Annotated in this window: 20 protein-coding genes and 1 tRNA gene; 18 read left to right on the top strand and 3 right to left on the bottom strand. The window is 49.4% G+C overall.

The window, feature by feature from the left end; all coding sequences use genetic code 11:
* The first annotated feature begins 173 nt into the window (after window positions 1–173).
* The 3 genes from F7D20_RS03010 to F7D20_RS03005 all read left to right on the top strand — a co-directional run bounded on the left by F7D20_RS03010 (window position 174) and on the right by F7D20_RS03005 (window position 4,740).
* Window positions 174–2,465, top strand: a complete 2,292-nt coding sequence (locus F7D20_RS03010; protein ID WP_158462787.1) for an NADP-dependent malic enzyme — start codon at window positions 174–176, stop codon at window positions 2,463–2,465.
* Window positions 2,466–3,129: 664 nt separating this feature from the next.
* A complete protein-coding gene (locus tag F7D20_RS13140) occupies window positions 3,130–3,252 on the top strand; it encodes a hypothetical protein (protein ID WP_262884591.1) in 123 nt (40 codons plus the stop codon).
* Window positions 3,253–3,639: 387 nt separating this feature from the next.
* Window positions 3,640–4,740: a carbohydrate porin gene (locus tag F7D20_RS03005; protein ID WP_158462786.1), complete on the top strand. Its 1,101-nt coding sequence runs from the start codon at window positions 3,640–3,642 to the stop codon at window positions 4,738–4,740.
* Here F7D20_RS03005 and F7D20_RS03000 read toward each other — a convergent pair.
* Window positions 4,725–5,771, bottom strand: a complete 1,047-nt coding sequence (locus tag F7D20_RS03000; protein ID WP_158462785.1) for a lysylphosphatidylglycerol synthase transmembrane domain-containing protein — start codon at window positions 5,769–5,771, stop codon at window positions 4,725–4,727. The genes F7D20_RS03005 and F7D20_RS03000 overlap by 16 nt on opposite strands.
* Window positions 5,772–6,602: 831 nt before the next feature.
* On the opposite strand from F7D20_RS03000, the gene F7D20_RS02995 reads away from it, so the two are divergent.
* The 15 genes from F7D20_RS02995 (at window position 6,603) to F7D20_RS02930 (ending at window position 20,906) form a co-directional block, all read left to right on the top strand.
* The gene (locus F7D20_RS02995) at window positions 6,603–6,884 is read left to right on the top strand and encodes a hypothetical protein (RefSeq protein WP_228114086.1); all 282 of its coding nucleotides are present in this window, start codon (window positions 6,603–6,605) and stop codon (window positions 6,882–6,884) included.
* A 2-nt stretch (window positions 6,885–6,886) separates the two neighbouring features.
* Window positions 6,887–7,063, top strand: a complete 177-nt coding sequence (locus F7D20_RS13010; RefSeq protein WP_228114085.1) for a hypothetical protein — start codon at window positions 6,887–6,889, stop codon at window positions 7,061–7,063.
* A 235-nt stretch (window positions 7,064–7,298) separates the two neighbouring features.
* Window positions 7,299–7,387: transfer RNA gene (locus F7D20_RS02990), tRNA-Ser, on the top strand.
* A gap of 21 nt (window positions 7,388–7,408) precedes the next feature.
* The gene (locus tag F7D20_RS02985; protein ID WP_158462784.1) at window positions 7,409–8,428 is read left to right on the top strand and encodes a DUF4468 domain-containing protein; all 1,020 of its coding nucleotides are present in this window, start codon (window positions 7,409–7,411) and stop codon (window positions 8,426–8,428) included.
* Between the two features lie 33 nt (window positions 8,429–8,461).
* Window positions 8,462–8,758, top strand: coding sequence for a mechanosensitive ion channel protein MscS (locus tag F7D20_RS02980; protein WP_194253478.1), 297 nt, complete (start codon window positions 8,462–8,464; stop codon window positions 8,756–8,758).
* Window positions 8,758–11,100, top strand: a complete 2,343-nt coding sequence (locus tag F7D20_RS02975) for a putative porin (RefSeq protein ID WP_158462809.1) — start codon at window positions 8,758–8,760, stop codon at window positions 11,098–11,100. The genes F7D20_RS02980 and F7D20_RS02975 overlap by 1 nt, the downstream gene beginning before the upstream one ends.
* Window positions 11,100–12,071 (top strand): 1,4-dihydroxy-2-naphthoate octaprenyltransferase, encoded by a 972-nt coding sequence (menA, locus tag F7D20_RS02970; protein WP_158462783.1) that lies wholly within the window; start codon window positions 11,100–11,102, stop codon window positions 12,069–12,071. Before F7D20_RS02975 ends, menA begins: the two co-directional genes overlap by 1 nt.
* A 15-nt stretch (window positions 12,072–12,086) precedes the next feature.
* Complete coding sequence (locus tag F7D20_RS02965; protein ID WP_158462782.1) at window positions 12,087–12,716, top strand: HD domain-containing protein; 630 nt, start codon at window positions 12,087–12,089, stop codon at window positions 12,714–12,716.
* 244 nt (window positions 12,717–12,960) lie between these two features.
* Entirely contained in the window at window positions 12,961–15,036 is a 2,076-nt protein-coding gene (locus F7D20_RS02960) for a protein-disulfide reductase DsbD family protein (RefSeq protein WP_158462781.1), read from the top strand.
* 24 nt (window positions 15,037–15,060) lie between these two features.
* Window positions 15,061–16,359 carry a CobW family GTP-binding protein gene (locus F7D20_RS02955; RefSeq protein WP_158462780.1) on the top strand — a complete coding sequence of 433 codons (1,299 nt, stop codon included), beginning with the start codon at window positions 15,061–15,063 and terminating at the stop codon, window positions 16,357–16,359.
* Between the two features lie 95 nt (window positions 16,360–16,454).
* Window positions 16,455–16,976, top strand: coding sequence for a GNAT family N-acetyltransferase (locus F7D20_RS02950; protein WP_158462779.1), 522 nt, complete (start codon window positions 16,455–16,457; stop codon window positions 16,974–16,976).
* Between the two features lie 42 nt (window positions 16,977–17,018).
* Window positions 17,019–17,783 (top strand): RNA methyltransferase, encoded by a 765-nt coding sequence (locus F7D20_RS02945; protein ID WP_158462778.1) that lies wholly within the window; start codon window positions 17,019–17,021, stop codon window positions 17,781–17,783.
* 93 nt (window positions 17,784–17,876) lie between these two features.
* On the top strand, window positions 17,877–18,812 hold the full coding sequence (locus F7D20_RS02940; RefSeq protein ID WP_158462777.1) for a hypothetical protein: 936 nt from the start codon (window positions 17,877–17,879) through the stop codon (window positions 18,810–18,812).
* 13 nt (window positions 18,813–18,825) lie between these two features.
* Window positions 18,826–19,902: a bifunctional histidinol-phosphatase/imidazoleglycerol-phosphate dehydratase HisB gene (gene hisB / locus F7D20_RS02935; protein ID WP_158462776.1), complete on the top strand. Its 1,077-nt coding sequence runs from the start codon at window positions 18,826–18,828 to the stop codon at window positions 19,900–19,902.
* Between the two features lie 395 nt (window positions 19,903–20,297).
* Window positions 20,298–20,906: a riboflavin synthase gene (locus F7D20_RS02930; RefSeq protein ID WP_158462775.1), complete on the top strand. Its 609-nt coding sequence runs from the start codon at window positions 20,298–20,300 to the stop codon at window positions 20,904–20,906.
* Between the two features lie 121 nt (window positions 20,907–21,027).
* On the opposite strand, the gene queC is transcribed toward F7D20_RS02930, so the two are convergent.
* Together queC and radA are read right to left on the bottom strand one after the other, a co-directional pair.
* Window positions 21,028–21,681, bottom strand: a complete 654-nt coding sequence (queC, locus tag F7D20_RS02925; protein ID WP_158462774.1) for a 7-cyano-7-deazaguanine synthase QueC — start codon at window positions 21,679–21,681, stop codon at window positions 21,028–21,030.
* Window positions 21,682–21,767: 86 nt separating this feature from the next.
* Window positions 21,768–23,219, bottom strand: a complete 1,452-nt coding sequence (gene radA, locus F7D20_RS02920; RefSeq protein ID WP_158462773.1) for a DNA repair protein RadA — start codon at window positions 23,217–23,219, stop codon at window positions 21,768–21,770.
* Window positions 23,220–23,434: the final 215 nt, after the last annotated feature.

Genomic DNA, 23,434 nt, shown 5'->3' with positions numbered 1-23,434 from the left:
TTCGTATGTTTTCTTTCTTGTTTCGACTTTTTTTCTTCGCAAAGTTACAAAAAAAATCAAAGAAACCTACCATTATTCATTAGTTTTTTATTACCTTTGCACAAAAAATATGAGATTGTGCACAAAAAGCATAATTTTTGTAAGAATATAAAACTTTAAACCGCTATATAATTATGGTAAAAATTTCTAAAGAGGCAGCTCTCGCCTATCACGAGAACAATCGACCTGGCAAAATCGAGGTAAAGCCAACCAAACCTTACCACACCCAAACCGACTTGAGTTTGGCTTACTCTCCTGGTGTAGCCTATCCATGTTTGGAAATCCAGCAAACCCCAGACTCAGTCTATAAGTACACAGACAAAGGCAACTTAGTGGCAGTTATCAGTAACGGAACAGCCGTACTGGGACTTGGCGACATTGGTGCCATGAGTGGCAAGCCAGTAATGGAAGGAAAGGGTCTGCTGTTTAAAATTTATGGTGGAATCGACGTGTTCGACATCGAGGTGGCAGAGAAAGACCCCGAGAAATTCTGCGAAGCTGTAGAGAAAATTGCTCCTACCTTCGGTGGAATCAATCTTGAGGACATCAAGGCTCCACAATGTTTCTATATAGAGGACAGACTCAAGCGCACCCTTGACATTCCTGTGATGCACGACGATCAGCATGGCACAGCCATCATCTCGGCTGCAGGTCTCAAGAATGCCCTTGAGGTAGCAGGCAAAAATATTGCTGACGTAAAGATCGTAGTCAACGGAGCCGGAGCTGCAGCCATCAGCTGTACCAAGCTCTATGTGGCTTTGGGTGCACAGGTAAAGAATATTGTGATGCTCGACTCCAAGGGCGTCATCACCAGCGACCGTGAGAACCTGACCGAGCAGAAGAAGCTCTTCGCTACCGACCGTCGTGATGTTCATACTCTCGAGGAAGCAGTGAAGGGTGCCGACGTATTCGTAGGACTCAGCAAGGGCAACGTCCTCTCTCAGGACATGATTCGCTCGATGGCGGACTCTCCTATAGTCTTCGCCCTCGCCAACCCTGTACCTGAAATCAGCTACGAGGATGCTATGGCAAGCCGTCCAGACGTATTGATGTCAACAGGCCGCAGCGATTATCCAAACCAGATCAACAACGTGATCGGATTCCCATACATCTTCCGTGGTGCGCTCGATGTTCACGCACGTGCCATCAACGAGGAGATGAAGATGGCTGCCGTACGTGCCATCGCCGATCTGGCCAAGCAGCCTGTTCCAGATGTGGTGAACGATGTTTACCACGTCAACGACCTGACCTTCGGTCCTAAATACTTCATTCCAAAACCTGTAGACCCACGCCTTATCACAGAGGTGAGTGCAGCCGTAGCCAAGGCTGCTATGGAAAGCGGTGTAGCCCGCACACCTATCACCGACTGGGAAGGCTACAAGCAGCACCTGCGTGAGCTCTTAGGTCAGGAGACAAAACTCACCCGCAAGTTGCACGACACAGCCCGCCTGCATCCTCAGCGCGTGGTATTCGCCGAAGGCGGCAACCCCACCATGCTGAAAGCAGCCGTACAGGCCAAGGCCGAAAGTATTTGCCAGCCTATCTTGCTGGGCAACCCCGATCGTCTGAACCGTGTGGCTTCTCGTCTGAAGCTCGACTTGAGCGACATCGAGATTATCGATATGCGTGCAGACAATGAGCAGGGCCGTCGTGCCACATTTGCCAAGCACCTGGCAGAGAAGCGTGCCCGCGAGGGTTACACCTTCGAGGAGGCTTACGACAAGATGTATGAGCGCAACTACTTCGGTATGTCACTCGTAGAGCAAGGCGACGCTGATGCCTTCATCACCGGTCTTTACACCAAGTACTCCAACACGATCAAGGTGGCAAAGGAAGTCATCGGCATTCGTCCTGAGTTCAAGACTTTCGGTACCATGCACATTCTCAACACCCAGAAGGGAGTATTCTATATAGCTGATACATTGATCAACCGTCACCCCGACGAGGACGTGCTTACCGATATCGCCAAGTTGTCGGCTCACACCGTGAAGTTCTTCAATGAGGAACCTGTCATCGCCATGCTGAGCTACTCCAACTTCGGTACCGATGCTGCAGGTTCACCTGTCAAGGTTCACAAGGCTGTGGCAGAGATGCAGAAAATTTACCCCGACCTTGCCATCGACGGTGAGATGCAGGTCAACTACGCACTCAACAAGCAATTGCGCGATGAAAAATATCCATTCTCTCGCCTCAAGGGCAAAGATGTCAACACATTGGTATTCCCTAACCTGAGCAGCGCCAACGCTTCTTACAAGCTCCTGCAGGCTCTCAACCCAGAAGCCGAGATCATTGGTCCTATCCAGATGGGTCTTAACAAGCCTATCCACTTCACCGACTCTGAGGGAAGCGTGCAAGACATCGTCAACATCACAGCCGTGGCTGTCATCGACGCCTACGTGGAGAAGATCAAGAACAACAAGCAGTAAGAGGCTTTTTAAGAGATTTTCTCTGGAGTTGAAGAAGTTAAGGAGTTAAGGAAAATGCTTTAGTGGAATAGAAATTAAACACTAAACATCAAACATTTCCTCCAAAGTTGTTGGCTTTAACTTCTAACGATCGAAGGGAGTGGTAACTTCTCACAAATGACAACTTCTCTTAACTTGCGTACACCTGCAAAAAGTTGAAGAAGTAAAAAAAAGTGCAAGAGTCGCGAACAACGGCTTTTGCACTTTTTTTATTTTCTTTTTCATAACACTTATCAACTTAAAACTCGCTAACTTAAAATTATCAAAAAGGAGCCTAATGTAAACGATTGCATAATTTTTCAAGTTAAATTCTGTTAATAAAACAAATTGTGCGCCCACACAGCAAAAACATCAAAAAATAAACAAGAAAAAGTTTGGCTGTATCAAAAAAAGGCCGTATCTTTGCCATCGTTATCCTGAAAACAATCTTTTTACCTTAAAAGGAACTAATACCTATTGAAGATTTGGAGCGGTAGCCTGTGAAGGTCATCGCTTTTTTTTGTCTTTCGCAATTGTTTTTTTTAGCATCAGTTGTATTCTTTAATGCAGTTTTTCTCTATTTCGCAAAAAATATCGTATCTTTACATTCCGAACATTCAAATGCCCCATTGGGGAATCACAATATATGAGAAAAGAAATCATCCATCGCATCAATCAATTAGGCAAGGAAGGCAAGCCCTTTCTCTTTGTCATCGACTATCAGGGCAACCAAGCTTTCATAGAGCCACCAAGCGTGCCTTTCTCTTAGACCAAGGCGCCATCACCAAGAAAGGCCTTACTCCCGATGACCTCATGAAGGCAGACCACAATAACTTCCACAAAAACGATGCCTCAACTCCCCAAAATTCTTGATGTACGAAAGTGCAGTGAAAAGATAATCACTATTTAGAATCCGTCTAATCCCCATTTGTTGGTATTAGACGGATTCTAAATAAAGAAATAGGAAAAGAAGAATACCAATTTTTGAGTATTGTAAACAAAACAAAATCATTGTATATTTGCAAACGCAAAAACAAGAACAACCCAAACTCTTAGGGCAAGCCCCAACACCCCCAACCATGAGACGCAAAAAGAGAGAGTCTGAAACAAGATTCTATGCAAGAAGAAAGACTATAAAGATACAAAAACATTAAGAATGAAGAGAATTTATTTGATTATTTTAGGATGTATAGCCACCAGTATGCTGCAGGCACAGGAACTGAGCGGACAATATACTACAGAATGGCAATGGGACATGAACAAGAACACCAACTGGGTCAACCTGTTGCGCCTTGACCTGAGTGTTCCTTTAGGAAGCGACAGAAACACCATAGAGGCAGCCACGCTCCACCTCGCCAAGACCGGCGAAAGCGTCATTGGTGACTGGCAGGGATTCTCCAACATCGATGCCGACAACATGCTGGCATCCATTGCCGTCTTAGGCTTCATGCACCAGTGGAACTCGGGCCATCTGTTTATAGGTGTGAGGAATGTGAACGAAGACTTCTTCACATCCCCCATCACGGCGCTCTTTACCAACAGCTCCTGTGGCATCTTTCCCACGGTGGCTGCCAGCTATCCCATAGCCAACTATCCCTTTTCTGGACTCACCCTTTACTTCGACATCACCAAAAAGGGATGGACGTTCCGCAACAGCCTTTACAACGGGTCAGGCTACAATGGCTGGACAGCCCACGACAATCCGTTCCTGATAAAACCCAAGACGGACGGCATCTTCAACATGTCGCAGATAGAGTACACCCATCGCAGCGGAGAATATTATGCCGGCATAGCTGTTCACACCCGACAACAGCCCTTCGTCACGGAAGACGAAACTGCCTCGACAATGACTCAAACAAATGGAACTACGACAGATGAGAATACGCCGAACAAAACCTCGACGGATGAGAATTCATTGGCACGAACCACCTTTGCCTGGTGGCTCTATGGAGAGCAGAAGTTGTGGACATCGGGCGAAAAGAATATCTTGTGCATGGTGCAATATTCAGAGAATTCAAGCCGCAAGAACGCCTGCTACCGCTATGCAGAGATAGGCGGCGCCTATCTGGACGCGAAGAACGAGTGCGGCGTGTCGGGACAATACGCCCAATTCCAGCAAGGCGATGAATACTCGCTGGAACTCACCTGGAAACGACAATTCACCAAGGCCATAGCCGTGCAGCCTTCCTTCCAGTTCATCCACAACGACGACGGCAACTTCACCGCGCTCAGCGCCCGCCTCTATCTCAATTTCTGACGGGTTCCATTCCTGCCTATCCACTTGGGCAACACCAGTGTGCCCATCACCAAGAAGGGATAATAAAAGACAGCCCTCCAGAGCATGGCGGCAAGGATGGCAACCGATGCTTCGGGCAGATAGTCGGAGTAATACAGGCGGAACATCAGCTCAGCCACACCACTTCCTCCCGGCGTAGGACTCAGGATGGAAATCATCCACATCACCCACTGTCGGCACCAGGCCAGGAGCATGTTTCCATGGCATTGAAAAGCCAGCAAGATAGCCACGACGATGGCAAATCGTGCCAACCAAGCCAATGAAGTATAACCCATCAGCAGCAGCCAGAATCGCCATCCTTCCTGTCGGGCTTCTTCCGAAGCCAGAGTCATGTCGACAGAGAATTTCTCCACCTTGGGCAAAAATCGGCGCAGCACAGAAATCTTGCAACAAGCCTTCAGCACCCATCCCAAACTCTGTGGACGATGCAGGAGCAGCACATACAGAATGACTGTCCATACGGCTACAATAAACATGCTCACGATGAAGACCACCTGCACGCCGCCCTTGATCCATTCGTTGACAACATCGGCCGATACGCCCACGCCGTCAACCATACTGAAGAGCAGATGCGAGGGCACGAGGAAATACAGCAGACAGCAGCTCACGGCCAGAAAAGCCTCGTCGGCCAGTAGGGCAGCAAACATGGTGAAGATGCTTCTTCCCATCGTCACGCCCTCGCGGTTCAGATACACGAAAGCCAGTCCGCTACCGCCTACAGCCGAGGGAGTGACAGCCGAGGTGAACTCGCAAAGCACGTTGACCCGAAAGCTCTGCATGAGCGACAGCCTGCGATGGCAGAGATGCTGAAACCGCAGACTGAGCATCAGGTTCTGCAAGGCGAAAAGTCCCACAGCCATTCCTACTCCGAGAAAGAATCCCGGAGACAAGTCGATACTGCTCAATGCATCCACATCGAACTCTCTGATCATCATTCCAGCGATAACCACCAGTCCTATGGATGCCGCCAACCACAAATGCCATTTCTTCATATCTGTTCCTTCTTTTTTCACCGTCACTAAGGAGTTAAGAAAACCATTTTTTGTCAAGAATTAGAGAATTTGAGAATCTCTTGCTGATATGGAATTAATGAGATATTAGAGATTTGGGCGACTAAAGCCACCATTTAGCTGCTGAAAGCTTGCTTGATATTCGAATCATAAGCAGCACGTTTGTCGGTTGATTATCAATCGCAATGCTTCCTGTAATTGCTTTACCCTTCAGCCAGCGACCGTTGGTTCTCATTAAATCAAATGCGCAGATATGAATTCTCTAATTCTTGAAAAAAGACATTTGTCTTAACTCCTTAACTTCTGGAAAAACTCCTAAATTCCTAAGAAATCTCCTGAGATGAATCTTTTGAATAACTCCTCTATTCTATAATAACGCTTAAATGACCCATCTATTTTGTTGTCGGTCAATTAAATGTTGATATCGATCAGCCACTTCTTCTGCAATGCTCGCCCAGACGGCGCACGTGGAATGGCAGCTGAAGAGATAGACAGGCCTCGGAGAGAAAAGGGACACGGGGTAACGGAAATCTTCCAATATTCCAGTTCTTCCAATATTCCAATTAGCATTTGATTTTTCCAAATCCCTTATTATAGACTATATAACTATCTAATAATCAGATATATATATAAATATATAAGAAAAAAAGAATGCTCGAAAAATTAATTGGAAGAACTGGAATTGGAAGATTTTAATCTCAAATTCTCTTGTCTACTTCACCTAAAAGGCTATCAATCAGCAGTTTACATTTGTTTAACTAACCCTTCTGTTGTGGACAATATTCCAGAAGGCAATTGATTTCTAACAAAAAAATGACACAAAACGTGCAAAAATCAAAGTACGACATCAGTAAATCGACCGCACCAGCCATGCTTCGGCTCGGAAAAGGTATAGAATGTGTTCAACTGTTGCTCTCGCAAGTGTCCAAAGATATGCACGAACCGATGGTTCCGATGCTGTTTCCGATACTCGGGGCGCAGATTAGCGAGGCAAAATTTCGTTATCCCGACCTCATTTGGAAGGAATTATTCGGTATGATGAAAAACCTCGTGGCCGATTCGGGCTGTAATAAAGGACAGTTTACGAATATTTGATTATGATTCCAAAAGACATCTTCAATCACTTCCCTAACTGGAGAAAAAAAATCCCCAGTTGGGAAAATAAAAAAAACTATTTGCTTCGTCATCTTCAAAATCAAACACTAACCTTTATAACTTTCGCAAGTTCAGAAGTTATAGAAGTTATCACTCCCTTCGGTCGTTCGGGAAGTTAAGGGACAACAGCCTTTTTGGAATGGGAGTTTGGGGCATGTCCATAAAGACATTAATCCCTTAACTTCTCTTAACCCTCCTTTAACTTCCCTTAACTCCTTGGGGGGAAATATTCCTTCAAGACATATGGCTTTCACTTCGCGTTTTCGTTTTTCAAGTTATTAGTGTTAAAAATGTTCATTTTCTTTGTGGAATAAGAAAAAAGTATTACTTTTGCATTTGTTTTTTTAAAGAAAAGGAAGATTGGCAGAGTGACCGAATGCGCTGGACTCGAAATCCGGTATACCCTTTTCCGGGTATCGGGGGTTTGAATCCCTCATCTTCCGCAAACCTAAGGTGAAACCATCATGAAAAAATTAATCATTTCCATACTCTTATTTTTGCCCTTGATGTCTGTTCAAGCGCAAAGTGTCCTCACACCCCAACAGCAGTTGGAGGAGGCTCAGAAAAAGCTTGAGGAAGCCAAAAAGGCGGTAGAGGAAGCCAAGCAGAAGGCGGAAGCTGCCAAGAAGAAGGCGGAAGCGGAAGCTGCCAAACAAAAGGCTGCTGCCGAAGCTGCCAAGAAAAAAGCAGAGGAAGAGGCTAAGAGAAAGGCGGCTGAGGAGGCAAAAGCCAAGGCCGAAAAGATACAGCAACAGATAAAGGAAGCTGAGGCTGAGACTGCAAGACTGAAGGCAGAGGCGGCAAGACTGAACGCAGAAGCCAATGGTGCTGCGGCAACAACAGCGGCTCCTGCAGCAACCACAGCGACTCCTGCTCCTGCCACCACAGCATCGCAGGGCTCGGGATGGGTAATCCCTACGGCAACAAAGAAGGAGACACCTAAACCTGCAGCTCAGGTTAACGGCGCGAAACTGAAGGAAGACCCCAAATACCTGGAAGGCGCCATCACCTTCGACGAACAGGGCAAAATCGTGTTTGACACAGAGATAGAAGCCCCCGGCAAGAGCGCAGCCCAGCTTTACGACCTGGTGTTCGACTACATGAGCGGCCTGACTCACGACAAAGAGAGCAAGGCAAGCCGAATGGCGCTGGTGAACAAAGACGAACACATCATCGTAAACACGATGGACGAATGGCTCGTGTTCAGCAACTCCTTCATCTCGCTCGACAGAACAGAATGCAAATATAACCTCATCGCCAAGATAACAGATGGAAAGGTGAGCCTGTCGATCAACCACATTAATTATATTTATGAGGAGGGAAGACAGACCGGGTTCAAACTGCCAGCCGAAGAGGTGATCATCGACAAGGTGGCGCTGACCAAGAAAAAGAACGACCTGGCACGCATCTTCGGTAAGTTCCGCAAGAAGACCATCGACAGAAAAGACCAGATTTTCAACGAAATAGCAGCTCTGGTGAAATAAATTTCGAGGGAATAGAACAGTAACAAACGCAATATGACAACAGAACAAAATAACAACAATGCTGCCGAAAACAATGAGCAGCAACAGCAAGAGGCTCAGGAGAAGACAACCTACGCCGTGAGACCTCACCACCACTATAAACGACTGGACTACAGCGACCCGACCAACCTGAAAGTGCGCAACAAGTTGAACACGGCTTTCATCCTATTGGTCATCGTGGGCATCACGCTGTGGTACACAATGGACACACACACACCTGCCTACGTAGTTCTGCTCGTAGGAGTAGTGGTGAAAATCGCCGAAGTATGTATTCGACTATTCAGAAAATGATGAAGAAAAGTAAAGTAATCCTTACGATAACTCTGTTTTGTGCTGCGACATCGCCTGTCGTGGCACAAACCGATTTTAGCAACAACGAGGACTCGATGTTTGCACCCGTCAACAACAGGAACGTCAGAACCGACTCATTAGGGTCGGACAAAGAAATACCCAAGGGACTGAAGGTGTGGACCATAGACGAGCGATTCGGCGACCGACAGGAGGCACAGGTGGACACCCTGCAGCACATGTACATGAACACCCCATTCACCTCGGGACTGAGGGGAGAATACAACTCGCTGGGCAATCTGGGCTCGCCCCGCATCAACCGTATCTTTATCGACCGACGGCTGGACCAGGGGCAGTTTATCTTCGCACAGCCCTTCGACTGCATCAGCACGCCCGTCAGCGAATTCCACTTCACCAACACCTATTCGCCAATCACCAACGTGACGCTCAACAGCTGCGGAAACCGTACCAACGGCGAGGACGACTTCAAGGCGATGTTTGCCGTCAATGCGGGAAAACGACTGGGCATGGGATTCAGATTCGACTATAAGTACGGACGTGGCTACTACGACAGCCAGAGCACCTCGCACTTCAAGTACACCATGTGGGGATCGTACATAGGCGACAGATACCAGGCGCACCTGCTCTTCTCTACCCTGCACCAAAAGGCGACAGAGAACGGCGGAATCACCAACGACGACTACATCAAGCACCCAGAACTCTTCGAAGACACCTATGCCGAGAACGAGATTCCTACCGTGCTGCAGCAGAACTGGAACAGGAACAACAGCGTGCACGTGTTCTTCAACCACAGGTACAATGTGGGATTCAACAGAAAGGTGCGCATGACCGACGAGGAGATCAAGGCGAAGAAGTTTGCCATGGCCTCGAAAAAGGAGAATGCCGCCGAGGACGCCAAGGAGGAGGCAAGGAAAAAGGCTCGCCAGGAGGGCAAGAAGTTCGACGAGGATGCCTTCGGCAAGACACCTAAGTTTGCCGGACGACCCGACGACGCAAAGATAGCGGGCGACGAGCCTGCTGCCGACAAGAAGGATGCCAAGCCGACAGAGCGCATCGCCGTGAACGGTAAGAGCGCCGCCGACAGCATCATGGCACAGGAGAAGAAGGCGGCTCAGGACACGGCCTGGATGAAAAACGAATACGTGCCGGTGACAAGCTTTATACACACCTTGAAGTTCGACAACTACAGCCGTACTTATATCGCCTATCAGACACCTGCCGACTACTATCTGAACGAATACTACACGGCGGGAAAATACGAGGGCGACTCCATCTACGACAACACCAAGCACTGGGAGATGAAGAACACCCTGGCGCTGGCTACGCTGGAGGGATTCAGCAAGTGGGCTAAAGCGGGACTGAAGGCTTTCGTGAGCTACGACCTGCGCCACTTCGAGTTGCCTGACACCGAGGGCGGCGTGATGAAATACAACGAGCACTCGGTGAGTGTGGGCGGACAGTTGAGCAAGCGACAGGGCAAGCTGCTGCATTATAATGCCGTGGCCGAAATCGGTGTGGCTGGCGAGGATGCAGGAACACTGGCGGTCGACGGCGACGTGGACGTGAACATCCCCTTCCTCGGCGACACATTGTCGGTCATCGGTAGTGGTTTCTTCCACAGAATCACTCCTTCGTTCTACTTCCGCAACTATCACGGTCGTCACTTCTGGTGGGAGAACGACCTCGACAAGATTATCCACACACGCATCATGGGAACGCTGAAGTTTGCCAAGACAAAGACGATGCTCAGAGTGGCTGTGGACGAGATAAAGAACTATGCCTACCTGAGCCAGAGCTACAACGTGACAGACAACAACCAGGCGGCACGTACGGGAGTAACGGTGCAGGCCAAGCAGAGCGGAAGCCCCGTCAACCTGCTGACAGCCCAGCTGTTCCAGGACGTGAGATGGGGAATACTGAACTGGGAGAACGTCATTACCTATCAGCACTCGAGCAAGACGGACGTCATCCCCGTGCCTGCGCTCAACGTGTACAGCAACCTGTATCTGAAATTCCCTGTGGTGAAGGTGCTCAACATCGACCTGGGTGCCGACGTGAGATACTTCACAAGCTATGAGGCCCCCGACTATTCGCCTGCGCTGAGTCAGTACACCGTACAGGACAATGGCGACAAGAATGTGAAAGTGGGCAACTACCCCATCGTCAACGTCTATGCCAACGTACACATCAAGCATACACGTTTCTTCGTAATGATGACACACGTCAACAAGGGTTCGGGCGACAAGAACTATTTCTTCGTGCCCCACTATCCGCTCAATGGCAGCGTGTTCCGATTCGGTGTTAGCTGGAACTTCTTCAATTGATGATTGCAACAAATTCGATAAAGGCCTGGTTTTTGGCAGCGCGCCCCAAAACGCTGTCGGCTGCGGCTGTACCCGTACTGATAGCCATCGCACTCGCTATGCGCGACTGCTATCTGATGGAAACTGTTGGCGATGCTGCACAGCCTCACATCCTGCACATACCAGCCCTACTGTGTCTGCTCTTCGCATGGGTGATGCAGATAGACTCCAACTTCGTGAACGACTACTTCGACTTTAAACGGGGAAATGACGACGAGACACGATTAGGCCCCAAGAGGGCCTGCGCCGAAGGATGGATCACCGAACGCGCCATGAAGACGGGTATCATCGTGACCACGCTCCTTGGATGCGCCATCGGTCTGCCACTCGTCATCTACGGAGGAATGGCCATGATATGGGTGGGAGTGGCCTGCGTAGCGTTCTGCTTCCTCTACACCACAACCTTCAGCTACCACGGCATGGGCGACATACTGGTGCTGCTGTTCTTTGGCATCGTACCGGTGTGCTGCACCTATTATGTCATCATGCCCGAGGGCTACAAGACAGTAAGTACTGAGGTGGTGATGGCCGCTATCGCTTGCGGACTGGTGGTGGACACACTCTTGGTGGTGAACAACTTCCGCGACAGAGACAACGACCGCGAGGCTGGCAAACGCACACTCATCGTCAAGTTAATCGACAGATGGGACGAGAAGAGTGCACTCTGGCTCTATCTGCTCTTGGGGTATGTGCCCCTCGCCATCATGATGGGCATGGGAATCCACGATGCCGTAGTGCGCGACACCTCTACCTTCGCCCTCCCCCTCTACGCCGTCTACGCAGCCATGCACCATACTACCTACCGGCAGCTGAAAGCCATCAACCACGGCAGGGAACTCAACAGGGTGTTGGGAAGTACGGCACGCAATATTTTCATCTATGGACAAATCGTTTTCCTGACCATCGTCCTGGGATTTGCATTGGAAATATAATGAGGAGAAAAAGCAATGATACAACAAGTAAGTATGGAAATCATGGAGTTTGTGGAAACACAGATTCTGCCAAAATATACAGAGTTCGGTGAAAGCCACGGACTCAGACACGTCAACAGGGTGATCAAAAATTCTCTGGAGTTGGCACGCATCACGGGTGCCGACATCAACATGGTGTATGTCGTGGCTGCCTACCACGACCTGGGAATGAGCGGACCGAGAGCTATCCACCACATCACGAGCGGAAAGATTCTCATGGCAGATGCCCGGCTGAAGCGATGGTTCTCCCAAGACCAGATAAAGATCATGAAAGAGGCGGTGGAAGACCACAGGGCCTCGTCAAGCCGTCAGCCCAGAAGCATCTACGGCAAAATCGTGGCTGAAGCCGACCGCGACATCGACACCCACGAGATCTTCCTCCGTGCCATCCTCTATGCCAAGGAAAACAATCCCGGTAAAGACAAGGAACAAATATGGGAACTCTTCGCCCACCACATGGACGAGAAGTACTCAGTACATGGATACATCAAACTCTGGATTCCCAACTCGCCCAACGAGAAGGAACTGAAAATGCTGCGCGACATCATCGAGGACAAAGCGCTGCTAAGACAGGAATTCGACAAGATTTACGAGAGCATTCTCTGAAGTCAAGGAGAATTCAATGGAGTTAAAACAAAGGCTATCCTAACTCAAGAATTATTCTGAATGAGATATTTGATTCGAGCCAATAATTTTTAAGTAAAGAATTTGAGAAGCATTCCTGACAAAAATAAAATATTCCTGCCTCTTCTTCCCCTTTATCTTCTTAACAAAAAATCGCCCTAAATGGTTACTATTTCAATTAAAATTAGTAACTTTGCACTCAAATATAAAAAAGATAAAGATTAGGATGAAAAAAATGTTATTTACGCTGCAATTACTGCTGTTCGCAGTTATTGCACAGGCACAACTGCTTAGCCCTGTAAAATTCACCAGTCAGTTGAAAACTAACGGGACAGCAGTTGCAGAGATTGTATTCAGCGGAAAGATTCAACCAGGATGGCACGTCTACTCTACAGGTTTGGGAAGCGACGGACCTATCTCGGCAACCTTCAACGTCAACAAAATGGAAGGCGTAGAACTCGTCGGCAAACTGCAGGCACGAGGCAACGAGGTGTCGAAATACGACAATATGTTCGGCATGAAGCTGCGTTTCTTCGAAGGAAGCGCCACTTTCGTGCAGAAGGTAAAATTCACTGCTGCTCAGTATGTTATCGACGCATACTTGGAATACGGAGCCTGCAACGACCAGAGCTGTCTGCCTCCTTCAGAGGTCAACTTCAAGCACACAGGCAAGGCGCCTGCCATAGACAGCAAGGCTGCTCAGGAAGCCAAGACCGACAACAAGCAGGACGCTGCAATGGCAGCCAAGGCCAAAGCCGACTCTATCGCCATGATGCAGGCTGCCTTGACCGACACCGCACAGCAGAACACCTTGGACAGCGCAGCCCTGGCTCAAGCTGCCGAACAGCTCGACACCAAGGCGCTGTGGCAGCCCGTAGTGAAAGAGTTGCAGGCGTTCGGAGGCGCCAAAGACATAGTCAACCACTCGCTCATCTATATCTTCCTGATGGGACTCGTGGGCGGACTCCTCGCACTGGTAATGCCTTGCATCTGGCCTATCATTCCTATGACGGTGAGTTTCTTCCTGAAACGTGCCAAGAACGACAAGAAGAAGGGCGTTCGCGATGCCTGCACCTACGGACTCAGCATCGTGGTCATCTATCTGACTTTGGGTCTCGCCGTCACAGCCATCGCAGGTCCAAGCACACTCAACGCTCTGTCTACCAGTGCGGTATTCAACATCATTCTCTTCGTACTCTTGGCGGTGTTCGCCTTCTCCTTCTTCGGATGGTTTGAAATCAAACTGCCCGACCGCTGGGGCAACGCCGTAGACAACAAGGCATCGAGCACCACAGGACTGATCTCCATCTTCCTGATGGCCTTCACCCTCGTACTGGTGTCTTTCTCGTGCACAGCACCTATCATCGGACTGCTGTTGGTTCAGACGGTGACGTCGGGCGACTGGCTGGCTCCTACCGTGGGCATGCTGGGATTCGCACTGGCACTCGCCCTGCCCTTCACCCTCTTCGCACTCTTCCCTTCATGGCTCAAGTCGGCCCCTAAGTCGGGTTCATGGATGGAAACCATCAAGATTGTTTTGGGATTCGTCGAACTGGCGTTCTCATTGAAGTTCCTCTCTGTGGCCGACCTGGCTTATGGCTGGCACATCTTGGACCGCGAGGTGTTCCTGTCGCTCTGGATAGTCATCTTCGGCGCCCTGGGTCTCTACCTCATCGGTAAGTTGAAGTTCCAGGTAGACGCCATCGGTGGCGAGATAGACAAACCTATGCCCGTGCCCTGCATCATGCTGGGTCTGTGCTCGCTGGCCTTCGCCGTGTATATGGTTCCCGGTCTCTGGGGCGCTCCCTGCAAGGCGGTGAGTGCATTCGCTCCTCCTATCAACACACAGGACTTCAACCTGAACACCAAGACCGTGGAACCTGCCTACAAGGACTACGAGATGGGAATGGCAGCTGCCAAGGCTCAGGGCAAACCTGTGCTGATAGACTTCACCGGATTCGGCTGCGTGAACTGCCGCAAGATGGAAGCTTCGGTATGGACCGACGCCAACGTGGCTGACAAGCTGACCAAAGACTACGTGCTCATCTCGCTCTATGTGGACGACAAGACGCCATTGCCACAGCCTATGGAAGTGACATTCAACGGCGAGAAGTACACCCTGAGAACCGTCGGCGACAAATGGAGCTACCTGCAGGCAAGCAAATTTGGTGCCAACGCTCAGCCCTTCTACGTGGCTGTCGACAACGACGGCAATCCGCTCACCGCAGCTTTCAGCTTCAAGGAGGACGTAAACGCATATCTTGAGTTCCTGAACAAGGGACTCGACAACTACAGAAAATAAAACTCGAGTAAAATAAATAAAACTATGAACAGTAGAAAAGAAATTCCAGTCCTGTTGCTTACAGGCTATTTAGGCAGTGGAAAGACAACACTACTCAACAAGATTTTGGCTAACCAGAAAGGCATCAAGTTTGCAGTCATCGTCAACGATATCGGCGAGGTGAACATCGATGCTGCCCTCATAGAACAAGGAGGCGTGGTAGGAAAGAAAGACGACTCGCTCGTGGCTCTGCAAAACGGATGCATCTGCTGTACGCTGAAGATGGACCTCGTGGAACAACTCAAGGAAATCGTTGACATGCAGAAGTTCGACTACATCGTCATCGAGGCAAGCGGCATCTGCGAGCCTGCGCCTATCGCACAGACCATCTGCTCGATTCCTACTCTCGGTCCGCAATACATCAAGAACGGAGTGCTGAAACTCGACAGCATCGTTACCGTTGTGGACGCTCTGAGAATGAAAGACGAGTTTGCAGGCGGCGACGACCTGATGAAGGACAACATCGACGAGGAAGATCTGGCGTCGCTCGTCATCCAGCAGATAGAGTTCTGCAACATCATCCTGCTCAACAAGGCTGCTGAGGTGGAACCCAAAGACCTCGACAAACTGAAACACATCATCAAAGCCATACAGCCCAAGGCTGAAATCTTCGAGTGCAACTACGGCGACGTAGACCTCGACAAGATTGTCAACACACGTAAGTTTGACTGGGAAACCGTGGCCACATCGGCTGGATGGATCCAGGAGATTGAGGCAGAACGCAACGAAGATCATCACGATCACGACGATCATGATGATGACGATGAGCACGATGACGATGAGCACGATGACGATGAGCACGAGCATCATCATCACGACCACGACGATAAGCACGAGCATGATAAACACGAGCATCATCATCATCACGACCACGACCATCACCATCATCACCACGACGATGAGGGAGAGGCTGAGGAATACGGCATCGGCACCTTCGTGTACTACAGCCGCAAGCCTTTCGACCTGGGACTCTTCGACGACTTCGTGGCACGCAAATGGCCACGCGACGTGGTAAGAGCCAAGGGAATCTGCTACTTTGCCGACGAGAGAGACATGTGCTACGTGTTCGAACAGGCTGGAAGACAGAAGACCGTGAAGCAGGCTGGACAATGGATAGCCACCATGCCTAAAGACCAACTCGACGAGCTGCTGGCACGTGAGGAACAGCTCAGAAAGGAATGGGACGACAAGGTGGGCGACAGAATGATCAAGATCGTATTCATCGGTCAGCATCTGCAGAAAGAGGCCATCTGCAAGGAATTGGACAAATGCCTCGTGGATTAAGTCGACACACAGCAGAAAAATTACATAAATACGCAACTGAACTTCAGCAAGTTCGGAAGTTAAACACAACATAATACGCAACAAAAAGAAACAGCATGAAGATTGATTTTAGACCAGCTTTCATGAAAGACTTTGACGGTTGCTGGACGGTCATCAACGAAGCCAGAGAACAGATGATCAAGTCGGGACGTCACCAGTGGACAGAGCAATATCCTGCCTACAAGGACATCCTGGCAGACATCAACAACGGCAATGCCTATGTGCTCACCGTGAACGACCAGATAGCCGTTTACGGAGCGGTGGTGCTGAACGGAGAACCTGCCTACGAGTTTCTCGAAGGAAAATGGCTCACCAACAGCAACTATTACGTCATACACCGGTTCGCAACCCTGCCCAAACTGCAGAGAGAGGGATACGCACGCATTTTCATCAACAAGGTGTGTAGCCTGTGCGAAGTGGAGCACGTGCCCAGCATCAAGGTGGACACCAACTACGACAACCTGCCCATGGTGAGCCTGCTCTCGTCTATGGGATTCTGCCTTTGTGGAAAGGTGAGCTATGGTGAGAGAGGGCTGAGATTCGCCTTTGAAAAAATCACCATGCGGCCCAAAGGATAAAAAGAAGAAACTCCCAAAAATTCAGGAGAAAGAAATACAACGATGATCAGCAAGAACAAGATAAAATATATCAAGTCGCTCGAACTGAAGAAAAACCGCAACAAGGAAGGTAAGTTCGTGGCTGAAGGACACAAGGTGGTGGACGACCTCTTAGTACTGCAGCCTGCATCGCTTATTGTGGCTACCGAAGAATGGCTCAAAGACAAAAGCATTGACCCAAGGACGGAAGTGGTCACGGTAAGCGAGGAGGAACTCAGAAAGGTGAGCTTCCTGCAGCATCCGCAACAGGTGCTCGCCGTCTTTGACCAAAGGGACAACAGAGACTTCGCTTCTGCCAACGTCGACTTCAACTGTCTGAACCTCGCCCTCGACGGAGTGCAGGACCCGGGCAACCTGGGAACCATCATCCGCATCGCCGACTGGTTTGGCATAGAGAACATTTACTGTTCGCCCGAAACTGCCGATGTGTATAATCCCAAGGTGGTGCAAGCCACGATGGGAAGCATCGCCAGAGTGAAGGTCCTGTATGGCGACCTGATGGCGCTGTTCGCCTCGCTGCCTGCCGACGTGCCTGTCTACGGTACCCTGCTCGACGGTGAGGACATCTATGCACAACAGCTCGACAACCGTGGATTCATCGTCATGGGAAACGAGGGAAAAGGCATCTCGCCCGAACTCACCCAGAGGGTGAACCGCAGGCTGCTCATCCCCAACTTCCCTCCAGAAAGACCTACTGCCGACAGTCTGAACGTAGCAATAGCCACGGCCATCACCTGCTCGGAATTCAGAAGACAAGGAAGGAGATGAAACTAATGTTTAGTGTTTAATGTGCAGAAAGGTTGTTATCCCACAATTAAACACTAAACATTAAACATTAAACACTAAGCATTCAATGAAACTATGAAGATAAATGATTTGATAAAGCATCGCAGTGTAACTGCCTGCATGAAAGAAGCTTACAGTCTGATGACTGGCAATGTGAAGAACCTGCTGAAAAGTACATGGTGGGCTTTTATGATCTATGCATTCATGGTGGCATTCATGGTTTACCTGCGCACACCCAACAAGATGCTTCACGACTGGGGCGAGGAAAACATGATGCTGTCGTTCTGCCTGCAGACGGTCGTTTACTTGGGTGTCATCGTGGCGGCTTTCCTCATGGGAGCAGCAGCATGGCGCTGGCTGACCGACAAGCCTTTTGGCAGAATGATGAAGCGGTTTACTACGATTTATCTCGTTTCGGCTGTCGTCAGTTTCGTCGTCACATTCGCCGCAACGTTTGCCCTAACTTGCTTTTACCTTACGGCATTTCTCACAGCCTCAGGCTCGGCTGCTACGGCAGATTCGGCAGCAGGCTCGCCCTCGCTCCTCATCATCGTGCTCTTTGCACTCGCCATCGTCGCTGCCACCGCCCTCTGCATGGCGGTGAGTCTGCCTTTCGCCTATCTCACTCCCAAATACATGTTGCAGGAAAAGGGTGAAAAATTACGCCCCTGGAAATCATTCAAGTGCGGATTCCGCCACATGGGTTCCATCTTCAAGATGGGTTTCCTGGGCAGTCTTGTCATCCTGGTGGCAGGTATCCTGATCTACATTCCTCTCGCCATCCTGATAGGCGCACAGGTATCGGCACAGATGGGCACTCTCGAAGGCGACCCGGTAGGAACGCCCTCCTACTTCACCTTCCTCTTCATCATCGTGACAGCTCTCCTGCTGTTCATCTTCGCATACATCCTGCACTGGTTGTTTATCTCGTACGTCTTTCTCTATGGCAGTATAGAGAACGACGAAATGAAGAAAACTGAAATGCTAAATGCTAAAAATCATTCAACATAAAAAAGACATAGACATGAAACAAACCAGACTGCTATTCATCGACCGCGACGGAACCTTGATTCAGGAGCCGGAAGATGAACAGATTGACAGCTTCGAGAAGCTTGTCTTCACCAAGGGCGTGATGAGAAACCTCAGTTTCATTGCCCAACACACAGACTATCAGCTCGTCATGGTGAGCAACCAGGACGGATTAGGCACCGACTCCTTCCCGGAAAACACTTTCTGGCCTGTGCACAACTTCATCATCCAGACACTGGAAAGTGAGGGAATCCACTTCAAGGAGCAACTGATAGACCGCCATTTCCCCGAGGACAACTCGCCCATGAGAAAGCCTGGCACCGGCATGCTGACCCACTATATTGACAATCCAGAATACGACTTGGCCAACAGCTATGTCATCGGCGACCGTGAAACCGACGCTCAACTGGCCGAGAACCTGGGATGCAAGAGTCTGATACTGGGCAAAGATGGCATGGACTGGGACAAAATAGCCGAAATTCTCTTTGCCGGCGACCGCGTCGCCGAGGTAAAACGCACCACCAAGGAGACTGACATATATATTAAGGTGAACCTCGACGGTTCGGGCCACTGCGACATCTCCACAGGACTGGGCTTCTTCGACCACATGTTAGAGCAGATAGGAAAGCACGGAATGATGGACCTCACCATCCACACCAAGGGTGACCTCTACGTGGATGAGCACCACACCATCGAAGATACAGGCATTGCACTGGGCGAATGTCTGCTTCAGGCATTGGGCAACAAGAGAGGCATCGAGAGATATGGCTACAGCCTGCCTATGGACGACTGCCTGTGCCAGGTGGCTCTCGACTTTGGTGGACGCCCCTGGCTCGTTTGGGACGCTGAGTTCCATCGCGAGAAAGTAGGCGAAATGCCCACCGAGATGTTCAAGCACTTCTTCAAGAGTCTGAGCGATGCTGCCAAGATGAACCTCAACATCAAGGCAGAAGGCGAGAACGAACACCACAAGATAGAAGGTATCTTCAAGGCCCTCGCACGATCACTCAAGATGGCAGTGAAGCGAGATATCTATCACTTCGAACTGCCTTCATCGAAGGGAATGCTGTAAAAAAAAGAAGAACAAGCAGAAAGAATGCTGTAAAAAAATGCCAAAAAATTTGGCTGCATCAGAAGAAAGCAGTATCTTTGCAAATACATAAGGGTCGTTTCGGTTAGATTGGGATACTCATCACATTACAAATTATGAAACCGAGAAGACTTCTCTTGCCTATGGCGGGCCACAATAAGCTGGACTTCGTTCGGTGAAGCTGCAAAGCCGGTGGATTACAAAAGCGGGGGGCTCTCAAACTTATTGCTAAGTTCGGAGTTTCATCACATCATCGGGCGACCCTTTTCTTTTTATTCTTAGAACTTTGTCATTGAATACTCTCATCATTCTTTGAACAATATTCTACATCATAGAAAACATTCATCAACATTTTAAATTCATACGAATATCACATCATGTTTAGCGGAATCATAGAAAACATGGCTACTGTCGTGGCTGTGAAAAGGGACAAGGAGAATATCGACCTTACACTGGAATGCCCGTTTGCTGGCGAGTTGAGTATCGACCAGAGTGTGGCGCACAATGGAGTATGCCTCACGGTCGTGGCTTTAGAAGGCAACACCTATACAGTTACTGCCATGAAGGAAACACTCGACCGTTCCAACCTCGGACTGCTGAAAGAGGGAGACAAGGTGAATGTGGAACGTTCTATGATGCTCAACGGCAGGCTCGACGGACACATCGTACAGGGACACGTAGACCAGACTGCCACCTGTATTGACAAACGTGATGCTGATGGTTCCACCTACTATACTTTCGAATACAGACTCGACCGCGAGATGGCTCGCAAGGGCTACTTCACTGTCGACAAGGGTTCGGTCACTGTCAATGGTGTGTCGCTCACTGTCTGTGAGCCTACCGACAACACCTTCACTGTGGCTATCATTCCCTATACTCACGACCACACCAACTTCTGCAACATAGAAGTGGGAACCATTGTCAACATCGAGTTCGACATCCTGGGCAAATACATCGCACGCCTGCAGGCTGTATCGAAAGACTGATAAATCTCTCTATCCTCACTCTGCTTAAAAGGCAAGGCAAACAAAAAGGGATATAAAAACAAAAGGATATAAAAACAAAAGGAAGTTAGCTTCACTCGTCATGGAAGCTAACTTCATTTTTTTATTCCAGATACTCGGTCTTATCCTCGATACCGGCTTCGGCAAGAGCCTCCTTGCGCTCTACACACGTACCGCACTTTCCGCAATGCTTCTCGCCACCCTTATAGCAACTCCAGGTCTCAGAGTAGTCTATTCCCAATCGCTTGCCTATACGGGCAATGTCCGCCTTGGTGATGTTGGTATAAGGAGCTGACACGTGCACATCGACAAAGGTTCCTGCCTGGGCAGCCCGGTCAATGGCAGAGATAAACTCCGGACGGCAGTCGGGATAAATAGTGTGGTCGCCTCCATGATTGGCTATCAACACCTTCTTCAGGTTGTTGCTCTCAGCTATGCCGATGGCAATGCTCAGCATGATGCCGTTGCGGAAAGGCACCACCGTCGACTTCATGTTCTCGTCGGCATAATGTCCTTCTGGAATAGCATCGGCGCCTTCTAAGAGCGAGCTCTTGAAATACTGATGCATGAAACCCAAGTCGATGGTGATGTGCTTGATGCCCAAACGCTCACAGTGCATCTTGGCATAAGGAATCTCACGCTCGTTATGGTTGCTGCCATAGTTGAAACTGATACCCAAGGCAATCTCGTCTTTTTTATCGTAGAGCAGCGTGATACTGTCCATACCACCGCTCACAATGATTACAGAATCCTTCATTTTGTATTTGAATTTATTATTTATAAAATCATATTGCAATCCAATATTAGCAAAATCTGCGTACTCCACAAAATCTGCGTGCACACTTATCCGAACAGACAGCGGAGCGCCTCTTCCACCTTCCTCACAGGATGGATGGTGATGCTGTACTTCGACCTGTCGAGCGAATGATAGTTGTAACGGGGAATGATGATGTCATGAAAGCCCAACTTCTCGGCTTCGGCGATGCGCTGCTCGATGCGGCTCACCGGACGAACCTCACCACTCAAACCTACTTCGCCAGCCATACACCAGCCAGCCTCGATAGGCGTGTCCACATTACTGCTCAATACGGCGGCTATCACACTGAGATCCATCGCCAGGTCTGTGACACGCAGTCCGCCTGCTATGTTCAGGAACACGTCCTTCTGCATCAGTTTGAAGCCTACCCTCTTCTCGAGCACAGCCAAGAGCATGTTGAGCCGACGCTGGTCGAAGCCCGTAGCCGAGCGCTGTGGTGTGCCATAGGCTGCGGTAGATACAAGCGCCTGTGTCTCGACCAGGAAAGGACGGACACCCTCGATGGCACTGCTGATTGCCACTCCCGACAAACCGTCATGATCGTCGGTAAGCAAGAGCTCCGAAGGATTGCTCACCTGTCGGAGTCCACCCTGCTGCATCTCGTAGATACCTAACTCTGAGGTACTTCCGAATCGGTTTTTGATACTGCGCAGGATGCGATACATATAATGCTGGTCGCCCTCAAACTGAACCACCGTGTCGACAATATGTTCCAGAATCTTCGGTCCGGCCAAGGTTCCCTCCTTATTTATATGTCCGATAAGGATGACAGGAATGCCGCTTGTCTTGGCAAACCTCAACAAGGCAGCTGCGCACTCACGCACCTGTGAGATACTGCCTGGCGAGCTCTCCACCTCGTCGGTGGCAATCGTCTGTATGGAGTCTATTACCACCAGTCCGGGAGCCTGTTCCTGTATATGCGTGAAGATTTTCTCCAACGATGTCTCGCAAAGAATAGACACATTGTCGAGCGAGGCCCTGCCATCAGCACTCTCATCGCCCACCGATGCAGAAGCCAGTCGGTCAGCACGCAGTTTAATCTGATGGGCACTCTCCTCGCCGCTCACATACATCACTTTCATGTCGGGCAGATGAAGAATGGTCTGAAGTGTGAGTGTACTCTTTCCGATGCCCGGCTCACCGCCCAGGAGCGTGATACTGCCAGGAACCAGTCCTCCACCCAGCACACGGTTCAGCTCACCATCGTGCATATCAATGCGCGGCTCATCATGAGCAGAAATATCGCGCAGACGTACAGGCCTTGCTCCCCCATCGCTGTGATTGCCGCCAAACATCGTGGCAGCACCTCCATGCCGCATGCTCATGCCAGCGTTGCGGGCAGCCTGGGAGCCCGTATCATTGGCTATACGAATCTCCTTGAACGTATTCCATTGTCCACAACTCGGGCACTTTCCTATCCATTTCGACGACTCCTGACCACAGTTGCTGCAAACATAAGCTATCTTGTCTTTTGCCATATTCTGATGAGTATTAAAATCAAGGACAAAGGTACATTATTTTTTCACTTTCGCCAAATATTCGCCACACTTTCACATCAAAAGGTTACATTTTGCAAAGCCGATATTACATTACCAGCCTCTTCGATAAAAAAAATCCTTAAAAGAACACCAAAATTTGCAACATTCAGTTATTTTTCATACCTTTGCCTACAGTTTCAGCAGAGTCGACTTCA

Source organism: Segatella copri (genome assembly GCF_009495355.1).
Classification (GTDB): Bacteria; Bacteroidota; Bacteroidia; order Bacteroidales; family Bacteroidaceae; genus Prevotella.
The sequence above is the reverse complement of the archived record's forward strand: the minus strand, read 5'-3'. Positions and strand labels throughout refer to the sequence as shown.

Bases quoted from the DNA above. Each gene is read 5' to 3' on its own strand.
- F7D20_RS03010 (WP_158462787.1), top strand. From the start codon at position 174: ATGGTAAAAATTTCTAAAGAGGCAGCTCTCGCCTATCACGAGAACAAT.
- F7D20_RS13140 (WP_262884591.1), top strand. From the start codon at position 3,130: ATGAGAAAAGAAATCATCCATCGCATCAATCAATTAGGCAAGGAAGGC.
- F7D20_RS03005 (WP_158462786.1), top strand. From the start codon at position 3,640: ATGAAGAGAATTTATTTGATTATTTTAGGATGTATAGCCACCAGTATG.
- F7D20_RS03000 (WP_158462785.1), bottom strand. From the start codon at position 5,771: ATGAAGAAATGGCATTTGTGGTTGGCGGCATCCATAGGACTGGTGGTT.
- F7D20_RS02995 (WP_228114086.1), top strand. From the start codon at position 6,603: ATGACACAAAACGTGCAAAAATCAAAGTACGACATCAGTAAATCGACC.
- F7D20_RS13010 (WP_228114085.1), top strand. From the start codon at position 6,887: ATGATTCCAAAAGACATCTTCAATCACTTCCCTAACTGGAGAAAAAAA.
- F7D20_RS02985 (WP_158462784.1), top strand. From the start codon at position 7,409: ATGAAAAAATTAATCATTTCCATACTCTTATTTTTGCCCTTGATGTCT.
- F7D20_RS02980 (WP_194253478.1), top strand. From the start codon at position 8,462: ATGACAACAGAACAAAATAACAACAATGCTGCCGAAAACAATGAGCAG.
- F7D20_RS02975 (WP_158462809.1), top strand. From the start codon at position 8,758: ATGAAGAAAAGTAAAGTAATCCTTACGATAACTCTGTTTTGTGCTGCG.
- menA (WP_158462783.1), top strand. From the start codon at position 11,100: ATGATTGCAACAAATTCGATAAAGGCCTGGTTTTTGGCAGCGCGCCCC.
- F7D20_RS02965 (WP_158462782.1), top strand. From the start codon at position 12,087: ATGATACAACAAGTAAGTATGGAAATCATGGAGTTTGTGGAAACACAG.
- F7D20_RS02960 (WP_158462781.1), top strand. From the start codon at position 12,961: ATGAAAAAAATGTTATTTACGCTGCAATTACTGCTGTTCGCAGTTATT.
- F7D20_RS02955 (WP_158462780.1), top strand. From the start codon at position 15,061: ATGAACAGTAGAAAAGAAATTCCAGTCCTGTTGCTTACAGGCTATTTA.
- F7D20_RS02950 (WP_158462779.1), top strand. From the start codon at position 16,455: ATGAAGATTGATTTTAGACCAGCTTTCATGAAAGACTTTGACGGTTGC.
- F7D20_RS02945 (WP_158462778.1), top strand. From the start codon at position 17,019: ATGATCAGCAAGAACAAGATAAAATATATCAAGTCGCTCGAACTGAAG.
- F7D20_RS02940 (WP_158462777.1), top strand. From the start codon at position 17,877: ATGAAGATAAATGATTTGATAAAGCATCGCAGTGTAACTGCCTGCATG.
- hisB (WP_158462776.1), top strand. From the start codon at position 18,826: ATGAAACAAACCAGACTGCTATTCATCGACCGCGACGGAACCTTGATT.
- F7D20_RS02930 (WP_158462775.1), top strand. From the start codon at position 20,298: ATGTTTAGCGGAATCATAGAAAACATGGCTACTGTCGTGGCTGTGAAA.
- queC (WP_158462774.1), bottom strand. From the start codon at position 21,681: ATGAAGGATTCTGTAATCATTGTGAGCGGTGGTATGGACAGTATCACG.
- radA (WP_158462773.1), bottom strand. From the start codon at position 23,219: ATGGCAAAAGACAAGATAGCTTATGTTTGCAGCAACTGTGGTCAGGAG.